The 21,348-nt window shown below is 43.0% G+C and carries 18 protein-coding genes; 7 read left to right on the top strand and 11 right to left on the bottom strand.

The annotated features are described in order from the left end of the window. Positions 1-10 precede the first annotated feature (10 nt). Genes FTU13_RS13850 through cysM form a run of 4 tightly spaced genes read right to left on the bottom strand, consistent with a single transcriptional unit; the run spans position 11 to position 5,517 of the window. Positions 11-2,317 (bottom strand): bifunctional (p)ppGpp synthetase/guanosine-3',5'-bis(diphosphate) 3'-pyrophosphohydrolase, encoded by a 2,307-nt coding sequence (locus tag FTU13_RS13850; RefSeq protein ID WP_078194183.1) that lies wholly within the window; start codon positions 2,315-2,317, stop codon positions 11-13. A 33-nt stretch (positions 2,318-2,350) separates the two neighbouring features. Further along, a complete protein-coding gene (rlmD, locus tag FTU13_RS13845; protein ID WP_180128631.1) occupies positions 2,351-3,739 on the bottom strand; it encodes a 23S rRNA (uracil(1939)-C(5))-methyltransferase RlmD in 1,389 nt (462 codons plus the stop codon). Positions 3,740-3,745: 6 nt separating this feature from the next. Continuing rightward, positions 3,746-4,564, bottom strand: a complete 819-nt coding sequence (locus tag FTU13_RS13840; protein ID WP_180009011.1) for a 3'-5' exonuclease — start codon at positions 4,562-4,564, stop codon at positions 3,746-3,748. Positions 4,565-4,596: 32 nt separating this feature from the next. Continuing rightward, entirely contained in the window at positions 4,597-5,517 is a 921-nt protein-coding gene (gene cysM / locus FTU13_RS13835; RefSeq protein WP_180128632.1) for a cysteine synthase CysM, read from the bottom strand. Positions 5,518-5,670: 153 nt separating this feature from the next. Between cysM and FTU13_RS13830 the strand changes: the two genes are divergently transcribed. The 5 genes from FTU13_RS13830 to rsfS all read left to right on the top strand — a co-directional run bounded on the left by FTU13_RS13830 (position 5,671) and on the right by rsfS (position 11,586). Continuing rightward, positions 5,671-8,478, top strand: coding sequence for an ATP-binding protein (locus FTU13_RS13830; protein WP_180128634.1), 2,808 nt, complete (start codon positions 5,671-5,673; stop codon positions 8,476-8,478). A 111-nt stretch (positions 8,479-8,589) separates the two neighbouring features. Beyond that, entirely contained in the window at positions 8,590-9,378 is a 789-nt protein-coding gene (locus tag FTU13_RS13825) for a crotonase/enoyl-CoA hydratase family protein (RefSeq protein WP_180128635.1), read from the top strand. Positions 9,379-9,410: 32 nt separating this feature from the next. Then, positions 9,411-10,280, top strand: coding sequence for an NAD(P)-dependent oxidoreductase (locus FTU13_RS13820; RefSeq protein ID WP_180128636.1), 870 nt, complete (start codon positions 9,411-9,413; stop codon positions 10,278-10,280). A 42-nt stretch (positions 10,281-10,322) separates the two neighbouring features. Beyond that, on the top strand, positions 10,323-11,120 hold the full coding sequence (locus FTU13_RS13815) for a hydroxypyruvate isomerase family protein (RefSeq protein ID WP_078191282.1): 798 nt from the start codon (positions 10,323-10,325) through the stop codon (positions 11,118-11,120). 73 nt (positions 11,121-11,193) lie between these two features. Beyond that, on the top strand, positions 11,194-11,586 hold the full coding sequence (gene rsfS / locus FTU13_RS13810) for a ribosome silencing factor (protein ID WP_086178424.1): 393 nt from the start codon (positions 11,194-11,196) through the stop codon (positions 11,584-11,586). A 93-nt stretch (positions 11,587-11,679) separates the two neighbouring features. On the opposite strand, the gene FTU13_RS13805 is transcribed toward rsfS, so the two are convergent. The 5 genes from FTU13_RS13805 to FTU13_RS13785 all read right to left on the bottom strand — a co-directional run bounded on the left by FTU13_RS13805 (position 11,680) and on the right by FTU13_RS13785 (position 16,907). Next, entirely contained in the window at positions 11,680-12,297 is a 618-nt protein-coding gene (locus FTU13_RS13805) for a hypothetical protein (RefSeq protein ID WP_180128637.1), read from the bottom strand. Between the two features lie 13 nt (positions 12,298-12,310). After that, positions 12,311-13,624, bottom strand: a complete 1,314-nt coding sequence (locus tag FTU13_RS13800; protein ID WP_373423914.1) for an ammonium transporter — start codon at positions 13,622-13,624, stop codon at positions 12,311-12,313. Positions 13,625-13,989: 365 nt separating this feature from the next. After that, a complete protein-coding gene (locus FTU13_RS13795; RefSeq protein ID WP_180128640.1) occupies positions 13,990-15,444 on the bottom strand; it encodes an NAD(P)(+) transhydrogenase (Re/Si-specific) subunit beta in 1,455 nt (484 codons plus the stop codon). A 3-nt stretch (positions 15,445-15,447) separates the two neighbouring features. Next, on the bottom strand, positions 15,448-15,768 hold the full coding sequence (locus FTU13_RS13790) for a proton-translocating transhydrogenase family protein (RefSeq protein WP_078191287.1): 321 nt from the start codon (positions 15,766-15,768) through the stop codon (positions 15,448-15,450). An 11-nt stretch (positions 15,769-15,779) separates the two neighbouring features. After that, positions 15,780-16,907 carry a Re/Si-specific NAD(P)(+) transhydrogenase subunit alpha gene (locus FTU13_RS13785; protein ID WP_180128641.1) on the bottom strand — a complete coding sequence of 376 codons (1,128 nt, stop codon included), beginning with the start codon at positions 16,905-16,907 and terminating at the stop codon, positions 15,780-15,782. Positions 16,908-17,849: 942 nt separating this feature from the next. Here FTU13_RS13785 and FTU13_RS13780 point away from each other — a divergent pair. Both FTU13_RS13780 and FTU13_RS13775 read left to right on the top strand, forming a co-directional pair. Next, positions 17,850-18,767: a DMT family transporter gene (locus FTU13_RS13780; protein WP_180128642.1), complete on the top strand. Its 918-nt coding sequence runs from the start codon at positions 17,850-17,852 to the stop codon at positions 18,765-18,767. Between the two features lie 123 nt (positions 18,768-18,890). Next, positions 18,891-20,087: an MFS transporter gene (locus FTU13_RS13775; RefSeq protein WP_180128644.1), complete on the top strand. Its 1,197-nt coding sequence runs from the start codon at positions 18,891-18,893 to the stop codon at positions 20,085-20,087. A gap of 55 nt (positions 20,088-20,142) precedes the next feature. Here the strand turns inward: FTU13_RS13775 and FTU13_RS13770 are convergent, their stop codons facing one another. Next, entirely contained in the window at positions 20,143-20,787 is a 645-nt protein-coding gene (locus tag FTU13_RS13770) for a HEPN domain-containing protein (protein ID WP_180128645.1), read from the bottom strand. 97 nt (positions 20,788-20,884) lie between these two features. Further along, positions 20,885-21,295: a hypothetical protein gene (locus FTU13_RS13765; protein WP_180128661.1), complete on the bottom strand. Its 411-nt coding sequence runs from the start codon at positions 21,293-21,295 to the stop codon at positions 20,885-20,887. Between the last annotated feature and the right edge of the window lie 53 nt (positions 21,296-21,348).

Raw genomic sequence — 21,348 nt, 5'->3', positions numbered from 1 at the left:
AACTTTATTTTTAGCTACCTTGTACCAAGCGACGTGCGCTGATAATGCCCGGTTGTTGCTCTAGACGTGCCAATAGTTTCGATAACTGCGCCAAGCCCTTCACTTCAATCAACAGCTTCATATTGGCAATACCATCACTCTCGGAAATGGTATTCACCTGACGAATATTGATTTGGTCTGAGAAAATCACTTGAGTCAGATCTTTAAGCAAACCACGACGGTCATAAGCTTCCACCACGATTTGCACACTTTGACCACGAGTTGGTTGCATTTCCCAATCCGCTTCAACCGCACGTTCAGGCTCTTGCCCAATCATACGGATATAATCCGGACATGCGACCTTATGGATACTTACGCCACGATTCAGGGTGATATAACCAGCAATCGATTCACCATGCACAGGCTGACAACACTGAGCAATGTGTAGTTCTACATTGTCCAAACCATCAATCAAAATACCATGCGCCGAAAGCGTATGACTTGCACGTGGGTTCAAGGTTGGTTTTAACACCAGTTCAGGCTCATCCTGATCGAGGTGCATATGACGGTTAACCTGATTGATTAAAGCATGCAAGCTAATGTCACCACTCACCAAGCCAATCAATATATCTTCACCCAATTTCACATTAAAATGATTGCAGTAATCATTCAAATCGATACTTTTCGGGTGAATCGCCAAACGTGACAATTCTTTATTAAGAATCTCACGTCCCACTTCCAAGTTTTTACTACGGTCTTGCTGACGGAACCAATGACGCAACTTATCACGTGCACGAGCCGTCTTGATATAACCCAGCGAGTTTACCAACCAATCTCGGTTAGGCTCACGATCTTTCTTGGTTAAAATCTCGACCTGTTCCCCAGTTTTTAGGGTATAGGTTAAAGGTACATAACGTTGGTTCACCCGTGCTGCATAGCACTTGTTGCCCACTTCAGTATGCACATGATAGGCAAAGTCAAGCACGGTCGAACCGCGTGGTAATTCTTTGATATCACCATCACGACTAAACACATAGATTTTCTCAAAATCTTCAAACTCTTGGATTTGTTCGAAGTTTTCAGAAGCCTCATCTTCTTTATGGGCGCTAGCATCATTTCGTTCTTGATAATGTTCAAGCACTGCACGTAAAGAATGTAAGCGATGATTAAATGAATAATCTGTGGTTTTAGAACCTTCTTTATAGTTAAAGTGCGAACACACCCCGAGCTCAGCTTCTTCGTGCATATTATGTGTACGAATTTGCACTTCTAAAGATTTGTTCTCTGCAATCACGGCCGTGTGCAGTGAGCGATAACCATTGGCTTTCGGGTTGGTAATATAATCATCGAACTGATGCGGAATATGACGCCAAATCTGATGAACGATCCCCAGTGTGTGATAACACTCAGGTACATTATCCACCAAAACGCGAACTGCTCGAATGTCATAAAGCTGATCAAAGCTCAGGTTCTTACTCTTCATTTTTCGATAAATCGAATAAATGTGTTTCACCCGTCCATTAATCTCGGCCTCAATGCCATGATCTAAGAGTTCTTTACGCAACTTTTCTGTCACGAACTGAATATATTGCTCACGCTCTAAACGTTTTTCATTCAGTAAAGAGGCAATTTCTTTATAGCGTTCAGGTGCTAGATAACGGAAAGCAAGATCTTCAAGCTCCCACTTAAGCTGTGCAATCCCTAAACGGTGCGCGAGCGGCGAATAAATGGTTAAAATTTCTCGTGCGACACGCTCTTGTCGCTCTTTGGTTGAGTGCGCCAACTCACGTAATGCATAGGTACGTTCAGAAAGTTTGATTAATACAACACGAACATCTTCGGTCACAGAGATCAGCATTTTATAAATGCCGGTCAAATGTTCACGCTGATTATTATTAAAATGATCTTCTAGACGTTTATTTTGCTCGATCAGATCAGACAACTTACCCATGGCAAGCGTGCCTTTCACCAAAGCATGCACTTGATCGCCAAATTTGCTTTGGACTTCTTCTAAACTGGTTACGCCTTCACGAACACTTCGATACAGCATGGCTGCTGATAACGTATCTTCATCCGCATACAGATGAGCAAGAATATCCGCCATTTCAATACCGGTATAGAAGGTATTCGAGCGATGGTTGACCGTTGTTTCAAGTTCATTCTGTAAGGTCAGATGGGCAACTTCTTCGAGTTGCTTTAGAGGAGCCCCGTCAAACATGCCACTCACACGCTCTAGCCATTCAGCCAAATCATGCTGTGCTTGCTCGGCATGTTCTACAGTCGTTTCCTGAGACAGCTCATTGAGACGTCCAGGTAATTGTTCACGTACTGTGACCATACCCTACTCCTAGTTTTCTACGCTTCATAACTTTTAATCGTTTATCTGATTTTCTTTTTCGAACAAAGCAATCGATTCGACATGCCCTGTATGGGTAAACATGTCCATGACACCCGCTTTTTTCAAACGGTAGCCTTGTTGTACCAGCATTCCAGCATCGCGTGCTAGTGTTGCAGGATTACATGACACATAAACGATTCTTTTTGCACCAAATTTGGGCACATAACGCATTATTTCTTCTGCACCAGATCGTGGTGGGTCTATCAATAATGCATCAAATCCTTGTTTTGCCCAAGAATGATGCGAAAAATCTTTTGTTAAATCTTGTGAATAAAATTTCAGTTGCGAAAGGCCATTGTTTTGTGCATTTTCTGCACCACGCTGAACCATTTCTTCACTCCCTTCAACTGCAACGACTTGACCCGTTGAACCCACACATTGAGCAAGTGGTAAAGAAAAGTTTCCTAAACCACAAAACAGATCTAGAACTCGCTCACCTTGTTGTAACTGAAGCAATTCACATGCCAGTTTCACCATTTGCGGATTAATCGTGGAATTCACTTGCGTGAAGTCTTGAGGATTAAAGCCAAATTCCACACCAAAGTCACTTAGACCATAGTGCAGACGCATCGGTGCATCGGGATGATCCACACGATGTAAGCTGTCTGGCCCTTCAGGTTGTAAGTACAGTTGCCACTCTTTATGTAACGCAAATTTTACTAATTGGTTGACATCTTCCGCGCAAAGTTCCGCCGTATGACGAATCAGGAGAGCAATTTCTTGATCTCCCATGGCCAGTTCCATATGCCCAATATCTGCTTTACCTTGCAAACCTTGTAACAGTTGTTTGAGTGTGGTGATGGAGCCAAACTCACGATCCAACACCATACAACGGTCAATCGAAGTCAGTTTATTTGACTGGCTCTCACGAAAGCCGACCACGAGCTTATCTTTTGCAGGTAGGTAACGCACACCGATACGCGCTTTGCGACGGTAATCTTCACGCAATGAACGTAACGGAGCTAACCATTGATCAGGTTGTATCCCTGCAAAATGTTGCAAATGTGATTGTAAAACGTCTTGTTTTAAACGAATTTGCTCGTCGGGATGGATATGTTGCATGCTACAACCACCGCAGACCCCATAATGTGGGCAGGCCGGTTTTACTCGTAGTGTAGACTCTTCACTCAGCAACTCCAGACTGTCTGCTTCTTCAAGGCGCTTAACGACATTGGTAATACGCGCACGCACGGTTTCACCCGGCAAGGCATAACGGATAAAGACTTTCTTACCGTGTTTTTCTGCAGGATGATCTGGATGCGTCCCAAAGTGCGCTATGCCTCGCCCCTCATGTGAAAGCGATTCAACCTGAAATGTATAAATGGGTTGTTGGGCTTTTTGGGGTTTGGCTTTGTGTTTCATGCGTACCTAATGTGTGGAAGATGGGAAATCAGATTGGGTGAATTCGGTACGTTGCGAGGTTTGCTGCCATACCAATAAAAAGTCAGCGTGTTGCGGCTGAGTTTGTAAATATTGAATCGTACTTTGAATCAAGTGCTGATGATCATTTAACAATAACTGTCCTTTCAGCAACAGCCAGCGTAAATAAATCAACCATGTATTGAGCACATCACCTTCACAGTAGCTGGTCAGTTCCATCCACTGTTGTTCACGTACATATTCAGGCACATGGTAGCCACCATCACCACGTTTACCGGGGAAACCAAGTAAATGTGCTGCATCGTCGAGCTTTTGAAAATGACGACCATGGAACATGGCCATGACATCCATCAAATCTACATGACGATGATGATAACGATTCTGGTAGTTATTATAGCGCTTTTGCGTATCAATCTCGCCCTGATCGAACAAACTTGGTGCAGATAGTCCGTGATACATGGCACGGAACAAAATCACAGGCAAATCAAACTGTGAACCGTTCCAACTGACCAAGGTCGGATGACGCTTTTCAAAAATAGAAACGAATTTTTTTAAAATTTCAGCTTCGCTATTGTCTTCACGGCTAAATGAAAACAACTTCATGCCCTTTTCATCAATCCATAGTCCAGAGATACAGACAATTTCATGCAAGGCCAAACGCTGAAAATCCGTGCCCGCCTCTTGGCGACGCAGTTTAGTCAGCGCAGCATCTAGATCCACCTCAGGCAGATCCAGTCCATACAAATGCGCACCTGACTTCAAATCTGTCAGTGTTTCGATATCAAAAATTAAAACAGGTAAACGCATAAGTACTCACCAGTGCCGATCGGCCACTGTAATTATTCAAGATCAACAACAGAGAATAGACCAGTAGACAAGTAGCGGTCACCACGGTCACATACGATGCAAACAATCACGGCATCCGGATTTTCTTCAGCCAATTTAACTGAAGCCCATACCGCACCACCCGATGAGGTACCTGCACTGATACCTTCTGTACGTGCTAAACGACGAGCCGTTTTTTCCGCTTCAATTTGCGGAATATCCATAATAAGGTCAACGCGTGAAGGATCAAAAATCGTAGGAAGATATTCTTGTGGCCAACGGCGAATACCAGCAATGTTTGAGCCTTCAGACGGTTGTAAACCAACAATTTGAATATCCGGATTTTGTTCTTTTAAATATTTCGAAATCCCCATAATGGTCCCGGTGGTTCCCATTGAGCTGACGAAATGTGTAATTTTACCGCCTGTTTGTTTCCAAATCTCAGGCCCCGTAGTGAGGTAATGTGCTTCCACATTGTCCGGGTTACCAAACTGGTTTAGGACTAAACCTTTGCCGTCTTTTTCCATTTGAAGGGCAAGATCACGTGCTTCTTCCATGTTTTCAGATTCGATCAGTTCAGCACCGTAGGCACGCATGGCATCTTTACGCTCTTGGCTAGAACTTGCAGGCATGATCAAGGTCATTTTATAGCCACGCATTGCTGCAACCATAGCTAAAGCAATCCCTGTATTTCCGCTCGTCGCTTCAATCAACGTATCACCCGGTTTAATCTGACCACGCTTTTCCGCTTGCATAATCATGTTATATGCAGGGCGATCTTTGACCGAACCCGCTGGGTTATTGCCTTCTAACTTGGCTAATACTGTTGCTTGAGTATGACTTGCCAGACGCTGTAAACGCACTAACGGCGTGTTGCCGACGTAATGGTCTAATAAAAAATCGTCTGCTTGAAAATCAGGGGTTGTATTACTCATTATTCACACCTATATCGAGGTGCGCCTATTGTATGAAAAAATGCCTTTGCCTGCACCCATTTGCCTCGCTTTTTCGCGAAAGTGATTAAAGCGCAATCAGTTTTAAATAATCCATGCTAATATTCGGGGCATAAGGAATAAACTGCTTAAACCATGTCAAATATCAACAAAAAGCTTTTTAAACGCCTACACTTAAATCATGCCTATGGTCAGTTGATTGCACTTATTTTCGTGCCGATCACCATTTTGGCTTGTGTCGGTGCGATGTTGGTAATAACAGAAACCTCCAATGCAGCCAAAGCACAACAAAAACAAATGGCTGTCGCGATCCTGACGCGTTATCAACCGACATCAGAATCTGCCATAGAGTTGCTCAACCATTATCCGTGGCAGTTTGATCAAGCTCGTAATGCCATGCAAAGCATGTTGAACGAAAAACATTTGATTCGTGCCGCGATTTTAGATCTCAAAGGCAACAACCGCCTGAGCATTGGCTTTCAAGATCAAGATATTTGGCCTGCTTTAAACAGTAAGGCGTCTTTTATCGGACCGATTGCACATCAGGGCAACCATATTTATGCCCTGAAAATTTCAGACTCAACCCAGACCCCAGCATGGTTAAGCATTGAACTGGACAATCAACCGCTGCAAATTGCCCGCTATCGCGTGTTAATCGTGTTGATTGCAACAGGCTTATTGACGCTCTTATTACTTTTGCTGTGTTTGAATTTTTATTCACGTCGTTGGATCGCACCAATGTACGAAATTCGCATGCAGTTACAACGTTTAAATGCCGACACTCTAGATCAGCACATGATCATTAACAGTACTGGAGAACTCCGGTTATTACAGCGTGATATAGCCAATGTGGTTAAACGCTTACATTTCAGTTTCTTAGAGCTACGTGAACATACCGAACAAACGGAAGATGACTTAAGACGCACGCTTGATACTTTAGAAGTGCAAAATATTACCTACCGCCAAGCACGTGACCAAGCAATTCAAGCCAACCAATCAAAATCGGTGTTTTTGGCCAATATTTCCCATGAACTGCGCACACCGCTGAACAGTATTGATGGCTTTATTCATCTTTTACTGCGCCAAGGCAACCTCAGTAATGAACAAAATTTATATCTACAAACGATTCGTAAATCTTCTGCGCATTTATTGGCTTTAATTAATGACGTGCTTGATTTCTCCAAAATCGATGCAGGCAAACTAGAACTCGAAACTGCGCAATTCGACTTAGAAGAAGCCGTCTTTGATGTAATGGATATGTTGTCGCCATTGGCAGCACAAAAACACATCGATATGACCTTCTACTATGCGGACAATGTGCCGAAATTTGTGGTTGGTGATGTCCTACGCTTCAAGCAAATTTTGACCAACTTAATTTCAAATGCAATTAAATTCACTCCAGATGGTGAAATTATTGTCCGTGTCCGTATGGAGCACGATGACATCGGTCAATGTCTGCTGCACTTTAGTGTACAAGACAGTGGTATCGGCCTAAGCGGTACCGACCGTAAGAAACTGTTTGAATCCTTCTCGCAAGGTGATGCATCTGTTACCCGTCAATTTGGCGGTACAGGTTTAGGTCTTGCCATCTCCAAACAATTGGTCAGCCTAATGCATGGACAAATTGGTTTTGAAGATAACCAAGAACGTGCCCCAACAGAAAAAGGCTCAACCTTCTGGTTTACTGCGCGCTTTGTGGTCGATGAAGAAATTGAAATTGTGCATCCACAATTTAGCAATCTACAAGTCGTTTCCTACTTAGCACATCCAGCAACCGCCAATGTCCTGCGTCATTACTTAGAAAATTATGATGTTGAACATATTGAAACGCAGTCAATCCTAGATTTATTTAGCCGACTCAATCAGTTGCAAACCAATGAAAATACTTGGTTAATTGTTGACCATAGTGGTGACTCCGAAGCTTTACTCAAAGAAATTCGTCATCGGTATAGCGGTAACTTAGCTGTTTATGGCTACCAAATGATGCTCGATCCAAGCATGTTGAACGAGTACCGTGCTCGCCCATTGCATCAACCACTCAGCCGTACAGCGCTGATTCAGTTATTGAGTAATGAGCCTTGGTTTGATCAAGAGCAGCATGAAGAATTTAATGGTCAAGGTCTGCACATTTTGGCTGTCGACGACCATTTGCCAAACCTGATTGTGCTTGAAGCCCTGCTCTCTGAGTTAAATGTGAAAACCACCAAGGCTTTGAGTGGACAAGAAGCCATTGAAATCATTCAAGCTCGCCAACAGCAAGGGTTGGGGGCTTTTGACCTCATCTTTATGGATATTCAAATGCCTGTGATGTCAGGTGTCGATACCACGCGTGCCATTCGTTCTCTTGAGTCGACTTTTGAAAATCATAAGCGCCTTCCAATTATCGCTTTGACGGCACATGCGCTCTCTGATGAAAAACAAAAGCTCCTACAAAGCGGTATGGATGACTATGTCACCAAGCCTATTCAAATGGATCAAATTATTCAAATCTTGACCCAATGGACTACCGATAACTTTAAGAAAGTGCCCGTTTTAGAGCGAAGTTCGGTGATTGAAGCCCTAGAGCCAAGTATTTTAGATTGGCAGCAAAGCTTGCAGTTGGCCGCGAATAAAGAAGACCTTGCGGTCGATTTACTGAAAATGCTCGTCGATAGCTTTGAACAAGAAATCCATGAAATGGCACAGCTCATCGAAGATGAAGATTTTCCACAATTAGAGCATGTGCTACATCGGCTTTATGGCGCAACCCGCTATGTGGGCGCTCCGACCCTCCAAGAGGTTTCAGGTCAATTTGAGCAATTTGTATCGACCTTACGTAAGGAACGCCGTAAAGCGGATGATGCTTTTGTTCAAGAAACCCTGAACCGTTTTGATGAGTTAAAAAATGTCATGGGGCAAGTTGAACACGCAGCTCAACAAATCTTAGCCAAACAAAATAATTAAGCGCAGTCCGACTAAAGTCAGTGCCGTCCAGCTTCTGTTGTGACTGCACTGTCATGTATCCTGTCAGGGTGCATGCTATGCTCGGGCGCAGTAACAACAAGAGTAATTACCATGACTTTATTACGTGTAGAAAAAAATAATGGCATTGCAACGGTTTACTTAAACCGTCCAGAAAAACGTAATGCAATGAGCTTTGCATTGCTCAAAGAATTGGTCAGCACCGCTGAAAAATTAAAAAAAGATCGTAGCTTACGCTGCGTCATTTTAACGGGTGAAGCCAATGTATTTAGTGCTGGCATTGATTTGGCTGACCTGAATGATCCGAAAAATCGTGCCTATGCTGCGTGGGAACTGTTAAAGCCCGGTCAAAGTTTATTTCAAAAAGCCTTTCTGATTTGGCAGCAACTTCCTGTTCCCGTAATTGCAGCACTTGAAGGCTTTTGTTTTGGTGCAGGCATGCAACTTGCCTTGGCTGCCGATATCCGTATTGCCCACCCGAAAACGCAAATGTCAATTATGGAAAGTCGTTGGGGCTTAGTTCCTGATATGGGCTTAACTCGCTCACTCAAAGGTGTGATAGGACTGGATTTAGCCAAAGAATTAACCTTAACAGCACGTATTTTTGACGCAGAATATGCCAAGGATATTGGCTTAGTGACGCATTTAAATGATCAGCCTTTGCTTCAGGCGCAGCAATTAGCCGAAGAATTATCACAACGTTCACCAGATGCCTTGGCAGCAGCAAAACAAGTGCTAGATGCCATGGAACATAGTCCAAAACGATCTTTACGCTTAGAAAAAATCTGGCAATTTAAATTACTGCTCGGCAAAAACAGCCAATTGGCACGTAAAAAAGACAAGAACCCAGAGGTTCAGTTTTTACCACGCCAATATAAGTAAAATAGTCACACAGGATAGATTGAGTACCGCATATGGCTTTTGATCGTAATACAAAAATTGCATTTCTAGGTATGGGGCTGATGGGTAGCCGTATGGCCACGCGTCTCATTCAGGCAGGATTTGAAGTTGCGGTGTGGAACAGAACTGCTGCTGCGTGTGATGAGTTGATTGCGATTGGCGCGACAGCGCTTCAATTGGAGAAGATTGCCCATTATCCTGTGGTTTTATCTTGTCTCGCAGACGATGCTGCTGTTGCTGCGGTATATGCAAGCATCGAAAATCATTTAGCGGCAGGACAAATTATTGTCGACTTCTCGAGTCTTTCTGTGAATCAAACTCATCAATTGGCTCATGCTGCAAAGTTGAAACAAGTCACTTGGATTGACTCTCCTGTTTCTGGAGGCACAGCCGGTGCTGAACAAGGCACTTTGGTGATCTTTGCCGGTGGTGATGCTGAAACGATTCAAGATTTGAGTCTGATCTACAATGTTTTATCTCAACGTGTTACTCGCATGGGCGACTCAGGTACAGGTCAAGCCACCAAAACTTGTAATCAGCTGATCGTCGCTGCCAATAGCACATTAATCGCAGAAGCTGTCGCATTGGCCGAGAAATCAGGTGTAGACACCACGTTATTAGCACCAGCACTTGCCGGTGGTTTTGCAGATTCAAAGCCTTTTCAGATTTTAACTCCACGTATGGCAACGCATCAGTTCGAGCCCGTGCAATGGAAAGTTCAAACTTTATCTAAAGACCTGAATAATGCAGTCCAACTGGCTGCCCAGTTTGAATTAAGCATCCCTGTTGCCAGCCTTGCTTTATCGCAACTCAAAGCCCATCAGGACAATGGTTTTGCAGAAAAAGATTTAGCCACCATCATTCAACATGTCGAACAAAACTAACGACTTTCACTTTAGAAGTAAATTGCTTCAAGGACGATATACATGACACAGCTCGCGGTTAATTTATCCATGATTTTTACCGAAGTGCCGTTGTTAGAGCGTTTTGCTTTGGCTCGTGAACACGGTTTTAAGCATGTAGAAATTCAGTTTCCGTATGAGCTGAGTATTGAGCAGATCCAAACCCAACTCACCATCAATGATTTAAGCCTGTGTTTAATCAATGTCCCTGCGGGTGATTTGATGCAAGGCGGTGATGGTCTTGCTGGAGTTCCGGGGCGTGAAAATCAATTCCATCAGGCCTTAGAACAATGCATTCGCTATGCCACTGCGTTAAATGTACCGAGTGTCAATATTTTAGCCGGCAAACAGCCACAAGATGCTGACTTGCTCCCATGTTTAAATACCTTGTCGAGCAACCTCAAACTGGCGTGCCACATGTTGTCTGAACATCATATTCAACCGGTATTTGAAATGATTAATGGCACTGATATGCCGCGCTTTTTGGTGCAAAATATTGCCCAAGCTCAGGAAATGCTTGAAGCTGTACAACACTCTACTTTGAAGATGCAATATGACTGCTACCACATGGCGATGATGGGTGAAGATATTCTCAGTACTTTGGCAGAAAATATTCAGGATATCGGTCACATACAGTTTGCTGACTGTCCGGGGCGACATGAACCTGACTCAGCGCAGATTCCATTTGCTGAGATTTTTAAATGGTTAGATCAAAGCCAATATACAGGTTACATCGCGGCTGAATACCGACCACGAAGCAACTCATCACATTCTTTTGCGTGGAAAGACAAATACTTCCCTCATTTAGCCAATGGTCAATGACGTGTTGATTTGAAATTCATCAACAAAACCGCTATATTAGAACATGTAAAATTGTCAGGAAATCATACCCTCTATGAATTTAGAACCATCGCCCAGCGCTTCTAATTCTCACGATCTCGCAAATATCAAAGATGTACAAGCTTGTTTAGCTGTTGTACGTGAAGCACTTGAAGATGTAAAAGCCAAAGATATTGTTGAACTTGATATCAAAGCAATCAGCAATGTCGCAGATGCGATTGTAATTGCGAGCGGTACTTCAACTCGTCACATTAAGTCTCTTGCAGACAACGTGGCAGAAGAAGCACGTAAAGCTGGATTCCGCCCGATTGGCGTTGAAGGTGAACGTGATGCAGAATGGATCCTGATTGATCTCGGTTTTGTAGTGGTACATGTGATGTTACCTACAGCACGTAAATTCTATGATTTAGAAAGCTTATGGCGTACAGCTCCAGAAACTGTAGCTTAAGCTTCCAGAAAAAAGCGACCTAAATAGGTCGCTTTTTTTTATCCCTTGATTTCATACACGGACAATCAGCTTCATGGTGTTTTACCCCCTACACTAAAGCAGTTGGTGTAAATCCACCTCAGGATAGTTGGCTTTAATTTTCAGCTTGGTTTGTGCATAAACTTGGTCCGCACGCATCGGTCCATAAAAGTCACAATACACTTCATAAATGCTCGTTAAAACTTTGGCATAACTGGTAAATGGCAAAAACTCGACAAAACTCGCTGAATTAATTTGTGCATTTGCCGCAATTGCCAGCCCGATTTCTTCTAATTGCTCAATCACATCTTGGGTGAAATCAGCCTGATCTGTAGATTTCATCGTCAGCATGACTGACTCGATAAAGCCTAAAAAAGCTTCGCTAATGGTCTCTGCAATGAGCTCGTCTTCTTGCTCCTGCTCCTGCGTTTTTTCACCCCTTAACAGTTCCTGCTTTTCTAAGGTAGATAACTCATACAAGACTTGCTTCAGCATATCTTTACGATAAAAGCGAAGCTCCTCTGTGGTACAGATATCATTTAAGAAGCGATTCAAGACAAATGACGGTTTCATGCTGTACTGCTGCTCCCAGTGCCGTAGCGCACTGTCGAGTAACGTCCCATGAATAAATTGTTGTAAGCCTTTTTCTAAAGCTTCGCGGCGTTGTGCCAAATTCAACAGTTCGGTGCTCATTGCTTTACTCCTGTTAATGACGTTTGGTCATATCATCCGTTTCAAAAGTCACATCTTTTTGAAACTCGGGATAAGACAATTCAGCATGTTCGGTATAGTCCAAACCCCGTTGTTCATGTTGCTTACTCACACGTAAGCCACCCAACAATTTGTCCAAGACCTTAAATACAATGAACGCAACGCCAAAGCCCCATAAAAAGGCTGCAATCACCCCAAGCCCTTGTATCGCGATGACATCGCCATTAAACATATTATTTTCAAGGAAGATCCCTGCAGCCAATGCTCCCCATGCGCCACAGAAACCATGTACCGTCACCGCATCCACCACATCATCCAGTTTCATTTTTTCCATGAGCATTGGCAGGAAGGTCACCATAACACCTGCACATAAACCGGTGATGACCGCATACAGTGGAGACATCGTTGCACAGCCTGCCGTAATGGCAACTAAACCACCCAGTGAGGCATTGATCGTGCTGCGGATCAAAATGGCTTTGGATCGGATGAGACAGAGCAACATATATGCAACCGCTGCAGCACACGCTGCAAGGTGCGTATTTAAAGCAATACGTCCTACGCTGACATTGGCATTAATGGTCGAGCCTGCATTAAAACCAAACCATGCTAACCATAAAATAAAACCACCTAATGCCACTAATGGTAAGTTATGCCCCGGTAAATAATGGCTTTGCCCATTGCGTCCAAATCGTCCCAAACGTGGACCCAATACGATAATGCCCGCTAAGGCCACCCAGCCACCCATCGAATGCACCACGGTCGAACCTGCAAAATCGATAAACCCGAGTGCTTTTAACCAACCGTCTCCGCCAAATAAACTGCCCCATGCCCAACTACCAAAGACAGGATAAATCAAACCGGATACAACGGCCGCACTCACCACATAAGCGACAAAATGAATCCGCTCTGCCATCGCACCACTGGCAATAGTGGTTGCCGTTGCAGCAAACATCATTTGGAAAAATAGAAGGTTCCAGTGCCAATCATCCAGTTGATCGGGTGCAAAATGACTTAAGCCAAACCAGCCCGTGGTATTAACCCCAAACATCAGACCAAAACCCACCAGCCAAAACACCAGACCACCTAAGCAGGCATCCATGTAGTTTTTCATGAGTACATTCACGGTATTTTTACTGCGAACTGAACCACTTTCGATCATGGCAAATCCGGCTTGCATAAAGAACACCAAGATGCCACCCAGTACAACCCAAATACTGTCGAGCGAAATACGAATGTCTTGAATATTACTGGCGTTTTGCGGGTCGACTGCCCATGCAGTCGATGTCAGGACACTCAGAAATGGTGCCATCAAGTATGTTTTTTTCATGATTATCCCCCCAAGAATAACCATGCTGTGCAAAAAGAATACCAAATTTCAGACAATTAATTATTTTTCAATGCATTGCGTCACAAAATCAGTTCGCAACGATGTTCTGAATCACTGAGATCAAATTTAATGAAACAAAACAGCGCATCGATCTGCACCTTGTTTTCAAAACACGCATCAATTTGATTCAAGCACCTGATGCGCTAAATATTTGTGCACTTTTAGTGTGAAGCATCAATTAATCAAAAGCGAAGAAAATAAAAGCAAAGAAAACAAAAAACCACCCGAAGGTGGTTTTAAATCTTCCTCAATCCCGCTTTATCACAGCGGGACTTTGGCAATATGAATTAATGACCGCCGCCATTAATGGCTTTTGTCATATCTTCCACAACTTTCTTCGCATCACCGAAGATCATCATCGTTTTATCGTTATAGAACAAGTCATTATCTAGACCTGCGTAGCCTGTAGCCATAGAACGTTTGATCACCATAATGGTACGTGCTTTATGCGCTTCAAGAATTGGCATACCGTAAATTGGAGAACTTGGATCGTCTTTTGCCGCTGGGTTCACAACGTCATTCGCACCAATCACCAGTACTACATCTGTTGCTGGGAAGTCTGAGTTGATCTCGTCCATTTCAAGAATGTCTTCGTATGCAACATCAGCTTCAGCTAAAAGTACGTTCATGTGACCCGGCATACGACCTGCCACTGGGTGAATCGCAAAACGAACTTTTACACCTTGTTCTTTTAAGATTTCACACAATTCTTTCACGGCATTTTGTGCACGACCTTGCGCCATACCATAACCCGGTACGATCACCACGCTGTCCGCATTTGACATCAAGAAGCCAGCATCATCTGCAGAACCTGAACGGTGATTACGCTGTGCTTTTTCACCATTATCCGCCGCCGCTACTGCTGTACCACCCATTGCACCACCAAACAGAACGTTGATGATTGAACGGTTCATGGCTTTACACATGATGTAAGACAGAATTGCACCCGATGAACCAACCAGTGAACCTGCAACAATCAGCATGTTGTTTTCAAGCGTGAAACCAATCCCTGCTGCTGCCCAACCTGAGAACGAGTTTAGTAACGATACCACCACTGGCATATCACCACCGCCTACTGGCGCAATCCATACCCAACCAAATACAAGTGCAAGAACAGTCATTGCCCAGAAAGCATTCATGTTGCCTGTAGTGAAGAAGTAGATACCACACGCCAACATCGCTAGGAAAATTAAGGCTTGAATAGGTTTTACCCATCCACCTGAAATGGTTTTTGCCCATTTCTTCGCAGCCAATTTACCGTAAGCAAATACCGACGCTGTGAAGGTAATCGCACCAACAAAACAGCCTACAAACAATTCAAATAAATGAACTTTGCTCATGTGGGCATGTTCTACACCCGCAGCTGTTAATACCGCTTCATTCTCCGCGAATGCCGCAGTCAATAGGTTGTTGTGTAGAATCGCAGCGATCGCAATCAGTACCGCAGCCAAACCGACCAATGAGTGCATCAGTGCCACAGTTTCAGGCATTTGCGTCATTGGAACTGTTTTTGCACGTGCAATACCTACAACTGCACCCAATACCATTGCACCCACAATCATCCAAATCACCGGATGATCTGCGACAAAGAATGTGGTGATTACAGCAATCGCCATTGCGATCATGCCGTAACGGTTACCTTGAATCGCAGTTTTTGGACCAGACAAACCACGCAACGTTAAGATAAAAAGAACGGCACCAATCAGGTAGAACCAATCCGCATATTCTTTAATGAATTCCATGGATTAACCCTCTTTTTTCTTTTGCTTAGGTTTGAACATTTCAAGCATACGTGCAGTCACCGCAAAGCCACCAAAAATGTTGATACTTGCAAGGAAAACGGCAATTGCACCTAAAATACTCACCACGTTAATGCTTTGGAACTGTACGCTTGCATCCACAATACCTGGGATACCAACGGTTTGAATCATCGCACCAACGATAATGATCGATGACAAAGCATTGGTTACAGCCATTAATGGTGTGTGTAGTGCAGGTGTTACCCCCCAAACCACGTAGTAACCAACAAAGATTGCCAAGACAAAAATAGTAATCGTTTCAACCATGATGATTCTCCTTAACCACGTTTCAGCAGCACTTGGCCGCCATGAGTGACAAGTAGTGCTTTTTGAATTTCTTCTTCAGGGTTAATTGCGAAGTTCTTTTCGCTATCAAACAGGGTTTCAATGAAATTCAAAACGTTACGTGCATACAGTGCCGACGCTTCAGTCGAAACTGTTGAAGGAATATTTGGAATACCGAGAATTTTCACACCATTGGCAGTCACGACATTTTCGCCGCAAACAGAACCTTCAACGTTACCGCCAGTTTCAACCGCCATATCTAAAATGACTGAGCCTGGTTTCATTTTGGCAATAGTTTCTGCTTTGATTAAACGTGGTGCGTCACGACCCGGCAATAATGCAGTCGTAATCACGATGTCAGCATTCGATACGGCTTTATCAACAATAATCGCTTGGTCGCGAATGTAGTCTTCACCCGGCATCCAGCCATAACCATTTTTCGCAGCATCAGCTGCTTTTTGTTGCTCTTCTGGTGACATTGGTACGTCTAACCATTTACCACCCAAAGATTCAACTTGGTCACGTGCTGTAGGACGTAAGTCAGTGGCTTCAACTACGGCACCTAAACGTTTCGCTGTTGCAATGGCTTGTAAGCCTGCGACACCTACGCCCATGATCACAACACGTGCAGGTTTTACTGTACCTGCTGCTGTCATCAGCATTGGGAACATACGTTGATATTCTGCCGCAGCCAAAAGCACAGATTTATAACCTGAAAGGTTGGCTTGAGATGAAAGTACGTCCATGTTTTGCGCACGAGATAGGGTTCGTGGCAAAAGTTCCAATGCAAATGCAGACACGTTTTGTGACGCAAATTGGTCAAGTTCGGTGTTGCGGTAAGGGTCAAACATCCCCACAACGGTGGTACCCGCTGTGAGTTTTTGAATTTCGTCACCTTTAGGCGCACGAACTTTCAAAATCATTTGACTACCGGTATAGGCATCATCCGTAATTTTGGCACCAACTTGTTCATAGGCACTATCGATGTAAGCAGCGTTTACCCCTGCTCCACGTTCAATAACGACGCTATGACCAGCGCTGATCAACTTCTTTACTGTTTCAGGCGTCGCAGCGACGCGATTTTCACCGACAACAGTTTCGGCTGGAATTCCGATCTGCATGAGCGTTCCTCAAGCTAATTTTTCTTAAGTAAACATCGCAATCCGCGATGTCTCCCCTCAGGATGTGTTTTTGTACAATTTTTGGATTCTAATTGAACTTTTTTAAAATACTACCCAATATTTATTTAATAAATACCCATATTTTGAACTCATGATTCATGAAAAGAATGGAGCGATATTTCATTTATTCAGTTTTATTTGTCGATTTATTACTCATTTTTATCCCATTTATAACTTTTTAATATTACTTAAGACCAAAAACATAAATAATTTCGCTGGTTTTAGTGCTGATTGTTTCAGTGCGTTGATCATTGTGACATTTTCATTCGACAACTAATGACCTGAACGTGTCGTGAAAAATCGACTTAAGTCAGGTAAAGCCGCTCTTTCATGCAGACTGCATCAGCTCGTTGACTCATTTGACAGTTTTGACGTGCTGACCTGCATTGAAAACTGACTTTTTTCTGCCACAATCTCGTCAAATCGGTCAACTTGAATATCCGATGGATTTTTGCGCACGTTTCGGGTTTATTGAGATCTTGCTCTCCCCACCTGATGCTTCGCCTTAAGTCTTAGAATTGACTTTTTTAGCTAAAAAAATAATTTTTTGAATATTTAGCATTATGATATCGCTACTGACTTTCTATCCCTAAAAAACACTATTGCACCATTTGTGTGCAATTTTCACCTTAAATGTTTCAGCCTGATATATTTGACCTGCCGAGTCATGTTGAGATTTAAAAAATTTAAAAACAAATTGGTCATTTCTTCCGCTGTTTTTCATGTTTGATCTAGCAATCCCTTATGCATAAAGGAATAAGTACTATTCTTTTTTTGCATTTTTACTCACACGATGCATTTTTTATAATCAAAATGATAGTTCAAACTTATCGGATCAATGCTGTCGAATTCGTTCAGTCGTCATGAGGCACACCTTAACTTATGTCAAGAAACCTTAGTCCGCACTTCATCGGTGCAATTTTTGCGCTGATTGCTGCCTTCTTGTTTAGTACCAAAGCAATTTTTATTAAGCAAGTCTATGCACTTTCTCCTCTTGTCGATGCCACTGTCCTCATGACCTTACGCATGATGAGTGCATTGCCGTTTTTCTTGGTCATTACATGGCTGAGTCGACGTTCTTATCAAACGATTCAACGAAAAGATTGGGTGCTCTTGCTCATTTCAGGATTAATCGGCTATTACTTTTCGAGCTGGCTCGACTTCCGTGGCTTGATGTATATCAGTGCTTCGCTTGAACGAATTATACTTTTCCTATATCCCACATTAACCGTGCTGGCTTCCGCTGTTTTATTCAAAAAGCCACTAAGTTTTAAAACCATTCTTGCCCTGATTTTAAGTTATGGCGGGACAGTTTTAGTGATGCTACAAGAACAAAATGCCACACCACATGATCAGTACTTTTGGCTCGGATGTAGTTTGGTTTTTGCCAGTGCCGTGCTATTTGCAATTTACTTATTACTCACGCCAGGCCTCATGCAAAAGTTTGGTTCTTTACACTTTACCGGTCTAGCCCTGAGCATTGCCTGCGTTGGGACGATTATTCATTTTCTATTTGCAACACCACAGCCTATCGCCTTGCTCCAACAACTCCCGAGACAAGTCTGGTTGTATGGTTTAGCGCTCGGACTATTGGTTACTGTGCTTCCAACCATTTTGATGATGCAAAGTATCGTCCGACTTGGGGCTGCACAATCGGCTATGATTGCCTCTATCGGGCCCATTTTAACGATTTTACTGGCTGTCGCGTTGTTGAATGAACATTTAAACCTATGGCAATGGGTCGGTTGCGGTCTGAATATGCTGGGTGTCTTGATGATCAGTCTCAGTAAGAAATCCTAAACCCCTACTTGTATACTATTCACAGAGAAACACTTTAAGACCTGTTTGATTTTCCTTATAGTGACCACAACAGCGTGGCAGCAAATTCTTTGTATACGCTTCCGCCCAATATCTGGACAATTTATGAAAGCCTCGATCGACATTAGCCATGATAAAACCCTGTTGTGGCTTATGGCTGCTGCATGTGGTTTATGTGCGGGTGCCAATTATTATTGCCAACCTTTAGTCGCTTCTATCCAACAGAGCTTTCAGATTCCACAATCAGAAGTGGCGTTAACCGTCACCTTTGCGCAAATTTCTTATGCTTTGGGTCTACTGTTTATTGTGCCGATTGGCGATATTGTGAATAAAGCCAAATTTATTCCTCTGCTCATGCTTGGAGCGACTGTGGGTTTAGCCCTCTGTGCTTTTTCAACCAATCTATACATGCTTTGGGCAGGAACCATTATCACCGGGCTATTTTCAGTGGCTGCTCAGGTCCTCATCCCTTTGGTCACGGTTGCGATTCGACCTGAAAAAATTGGGGCAGTTGTTGGCTTTTTAATGAGTGGGTTATTGGTCGGCATTCTGTTATCAACCAGTCTCTCTGGCTTATTGTCCTATCTGTTTCATTGGAAATCGATTTACATCCTCAGTGCTCTCTTGATGTTGGTATTAGCCGTCTTACTCAAAAAGCGTCTGCCTGTGGTTAGCATCACACGGATGCCCTACAGCCAAGTTTTCCAATCCATGGGCGCATTACTCAAACATGAGCCACGGTTAATTTTCCGATCTCTGATTGGGGGCTGTGTCTTTGCTGCGATGAGTATGCTGTTTTCCACCATTGCCATGTTACTGACTGAGCCACCTTTTCAATTAGCCGATGTTTGGGTCGGTGTTGTAACGTTAGTTGGTGTGTTTGGTGCCCTATCAACACAGTGGATCGGGCGTTGGGCGGATTTGGGTTTCAATAGAAAATTAACTTGGCTCGGTTGCAGCATCTTAGCCCTCAGTTGGGGAGTGCTATATTTGGGTGGATCATCTCTTGCTTTTTATATTTTGGGCTATGGTTTAATTAACCTCGGTTTGGCAATGGTGCATAGCTGTAATCAAAATATTATTTTCCAACTCAACCCGATTGCACGATCTCGAATTAATTCAATTTACATGACTTTTTATTTTGTCGGTGGTGCATGTGGCTCAGCTTTGGGCGTATTTGCATGGCATCATGGCGGCTGGACCACCACCTGCATGACAGGGATTGCCTTAGTCATTGTTGCTGGATTTTTTGTCTTGATCGATCAACTCTATACTGCGCGTCAACTAAAATATCCACAATGAAATGTATGGATCATTACTCTAAAGCCACATTACTGTGACTTTAGTTTTTTTAAAATTAACTAACCTGCACTACGGGATAAAAGGGTTTGCCTAAATCCAAGGTTTCTGCATTTTCTAAAAGAATCACCATAAACACCGGTAAGAGTGCCAACAGTATTGTGCAGCCATCTTGAAGTTGTTTCCGATTGACCGAACTTTTATAGGTCGCGCCGCCATGAACCATTTGATTGCGTAGCGTATACATGCGATTGAACAGCACCATTAAAATATCAACGGAATCTTTTTCTTTAAGCGCGCGTAGTACTTTCTGTTTTTCATGCGCCAAGCCCTCTTTGCATACGTCATGGCTAATTTTTCGATTTTGATAATCCCAAAAACCTTGATAAACATAGGGATTATCCAAAAACAACCGTATCGGCTGACTAAAACGTTCCCATAAAATATTATAGATTTTATGCTCTGCATCCTTTTGGCAAATCAGATATAAAAACTGCCTTAAGCTTTGCTTGTCCTGCGCAATCTGTAAGTCTTGCGCATATATTGCGTTGAAGGACACCCACAAACTGATAAATTGCAAATCGAGGTCATCTTGAAGATCAATCGACTTTTTCAGCCAACTTAAACCTCGATGAATGCGTAAATTAAATTGGTCGGTATGTTCCGACTTTTTACTTTTGAATATTTCTTCAAGTAGCATCATGCCTGCTAAATTCCAATGGATAATTCGTTTATTTTTCTACCATTTGAACTTAGCGCAATTGTTTACCGGCATGCAATCAAAATATCTCTGTATTCAACTATTTGGTTTCATCTTGTGTGAGATAGGTATAACGTTCTAACAGATCATTTTCATCAAAAATCAATTCATAAGACATTTTCTTTCCATTAAAAACGGATTCGGCAGGTGTTCCTAAAAGTTCCCATAACCCCACGGTCGCCACATCTGCTGCACCATGCCAAAACGCACGTCCGACTTTACTGGCAGTCGAATAACCTTGGGTAAAAGTATAAATTTCATAGCGTTTGCCATTTTTATATTCAGAGGTGATCGGTGCGCCAAATTCAGCAATCACCAAGTTACGAGACAGCCCTTGTTGAATCATTTCGGTATTTTTCTTGTTTGACTGCTTGCTTGCCATAACAACAGAACAGCCTGTTGTGCCTGACAATGTGAAAACTAAAGCTATTCCTAAGCAGGTCTTTTTCATCATGTGGTATTCCCCAAATTCTTCACATTTCTATTTTTAATTTTTGATTTTCA

Source organism: Acinetobacter sp. YH12064, from assembly GCF_013419735.1.
GTDB lineage: Bacteria > Pseudomonadota > Gammaproteobacteria > Pseudomonadales > Moraxellaceae > Acinetobacter > Acinetobacter amyesii.
This window is presented reverse-complemented; position numbering and strand designations above follow the sequence as displayed.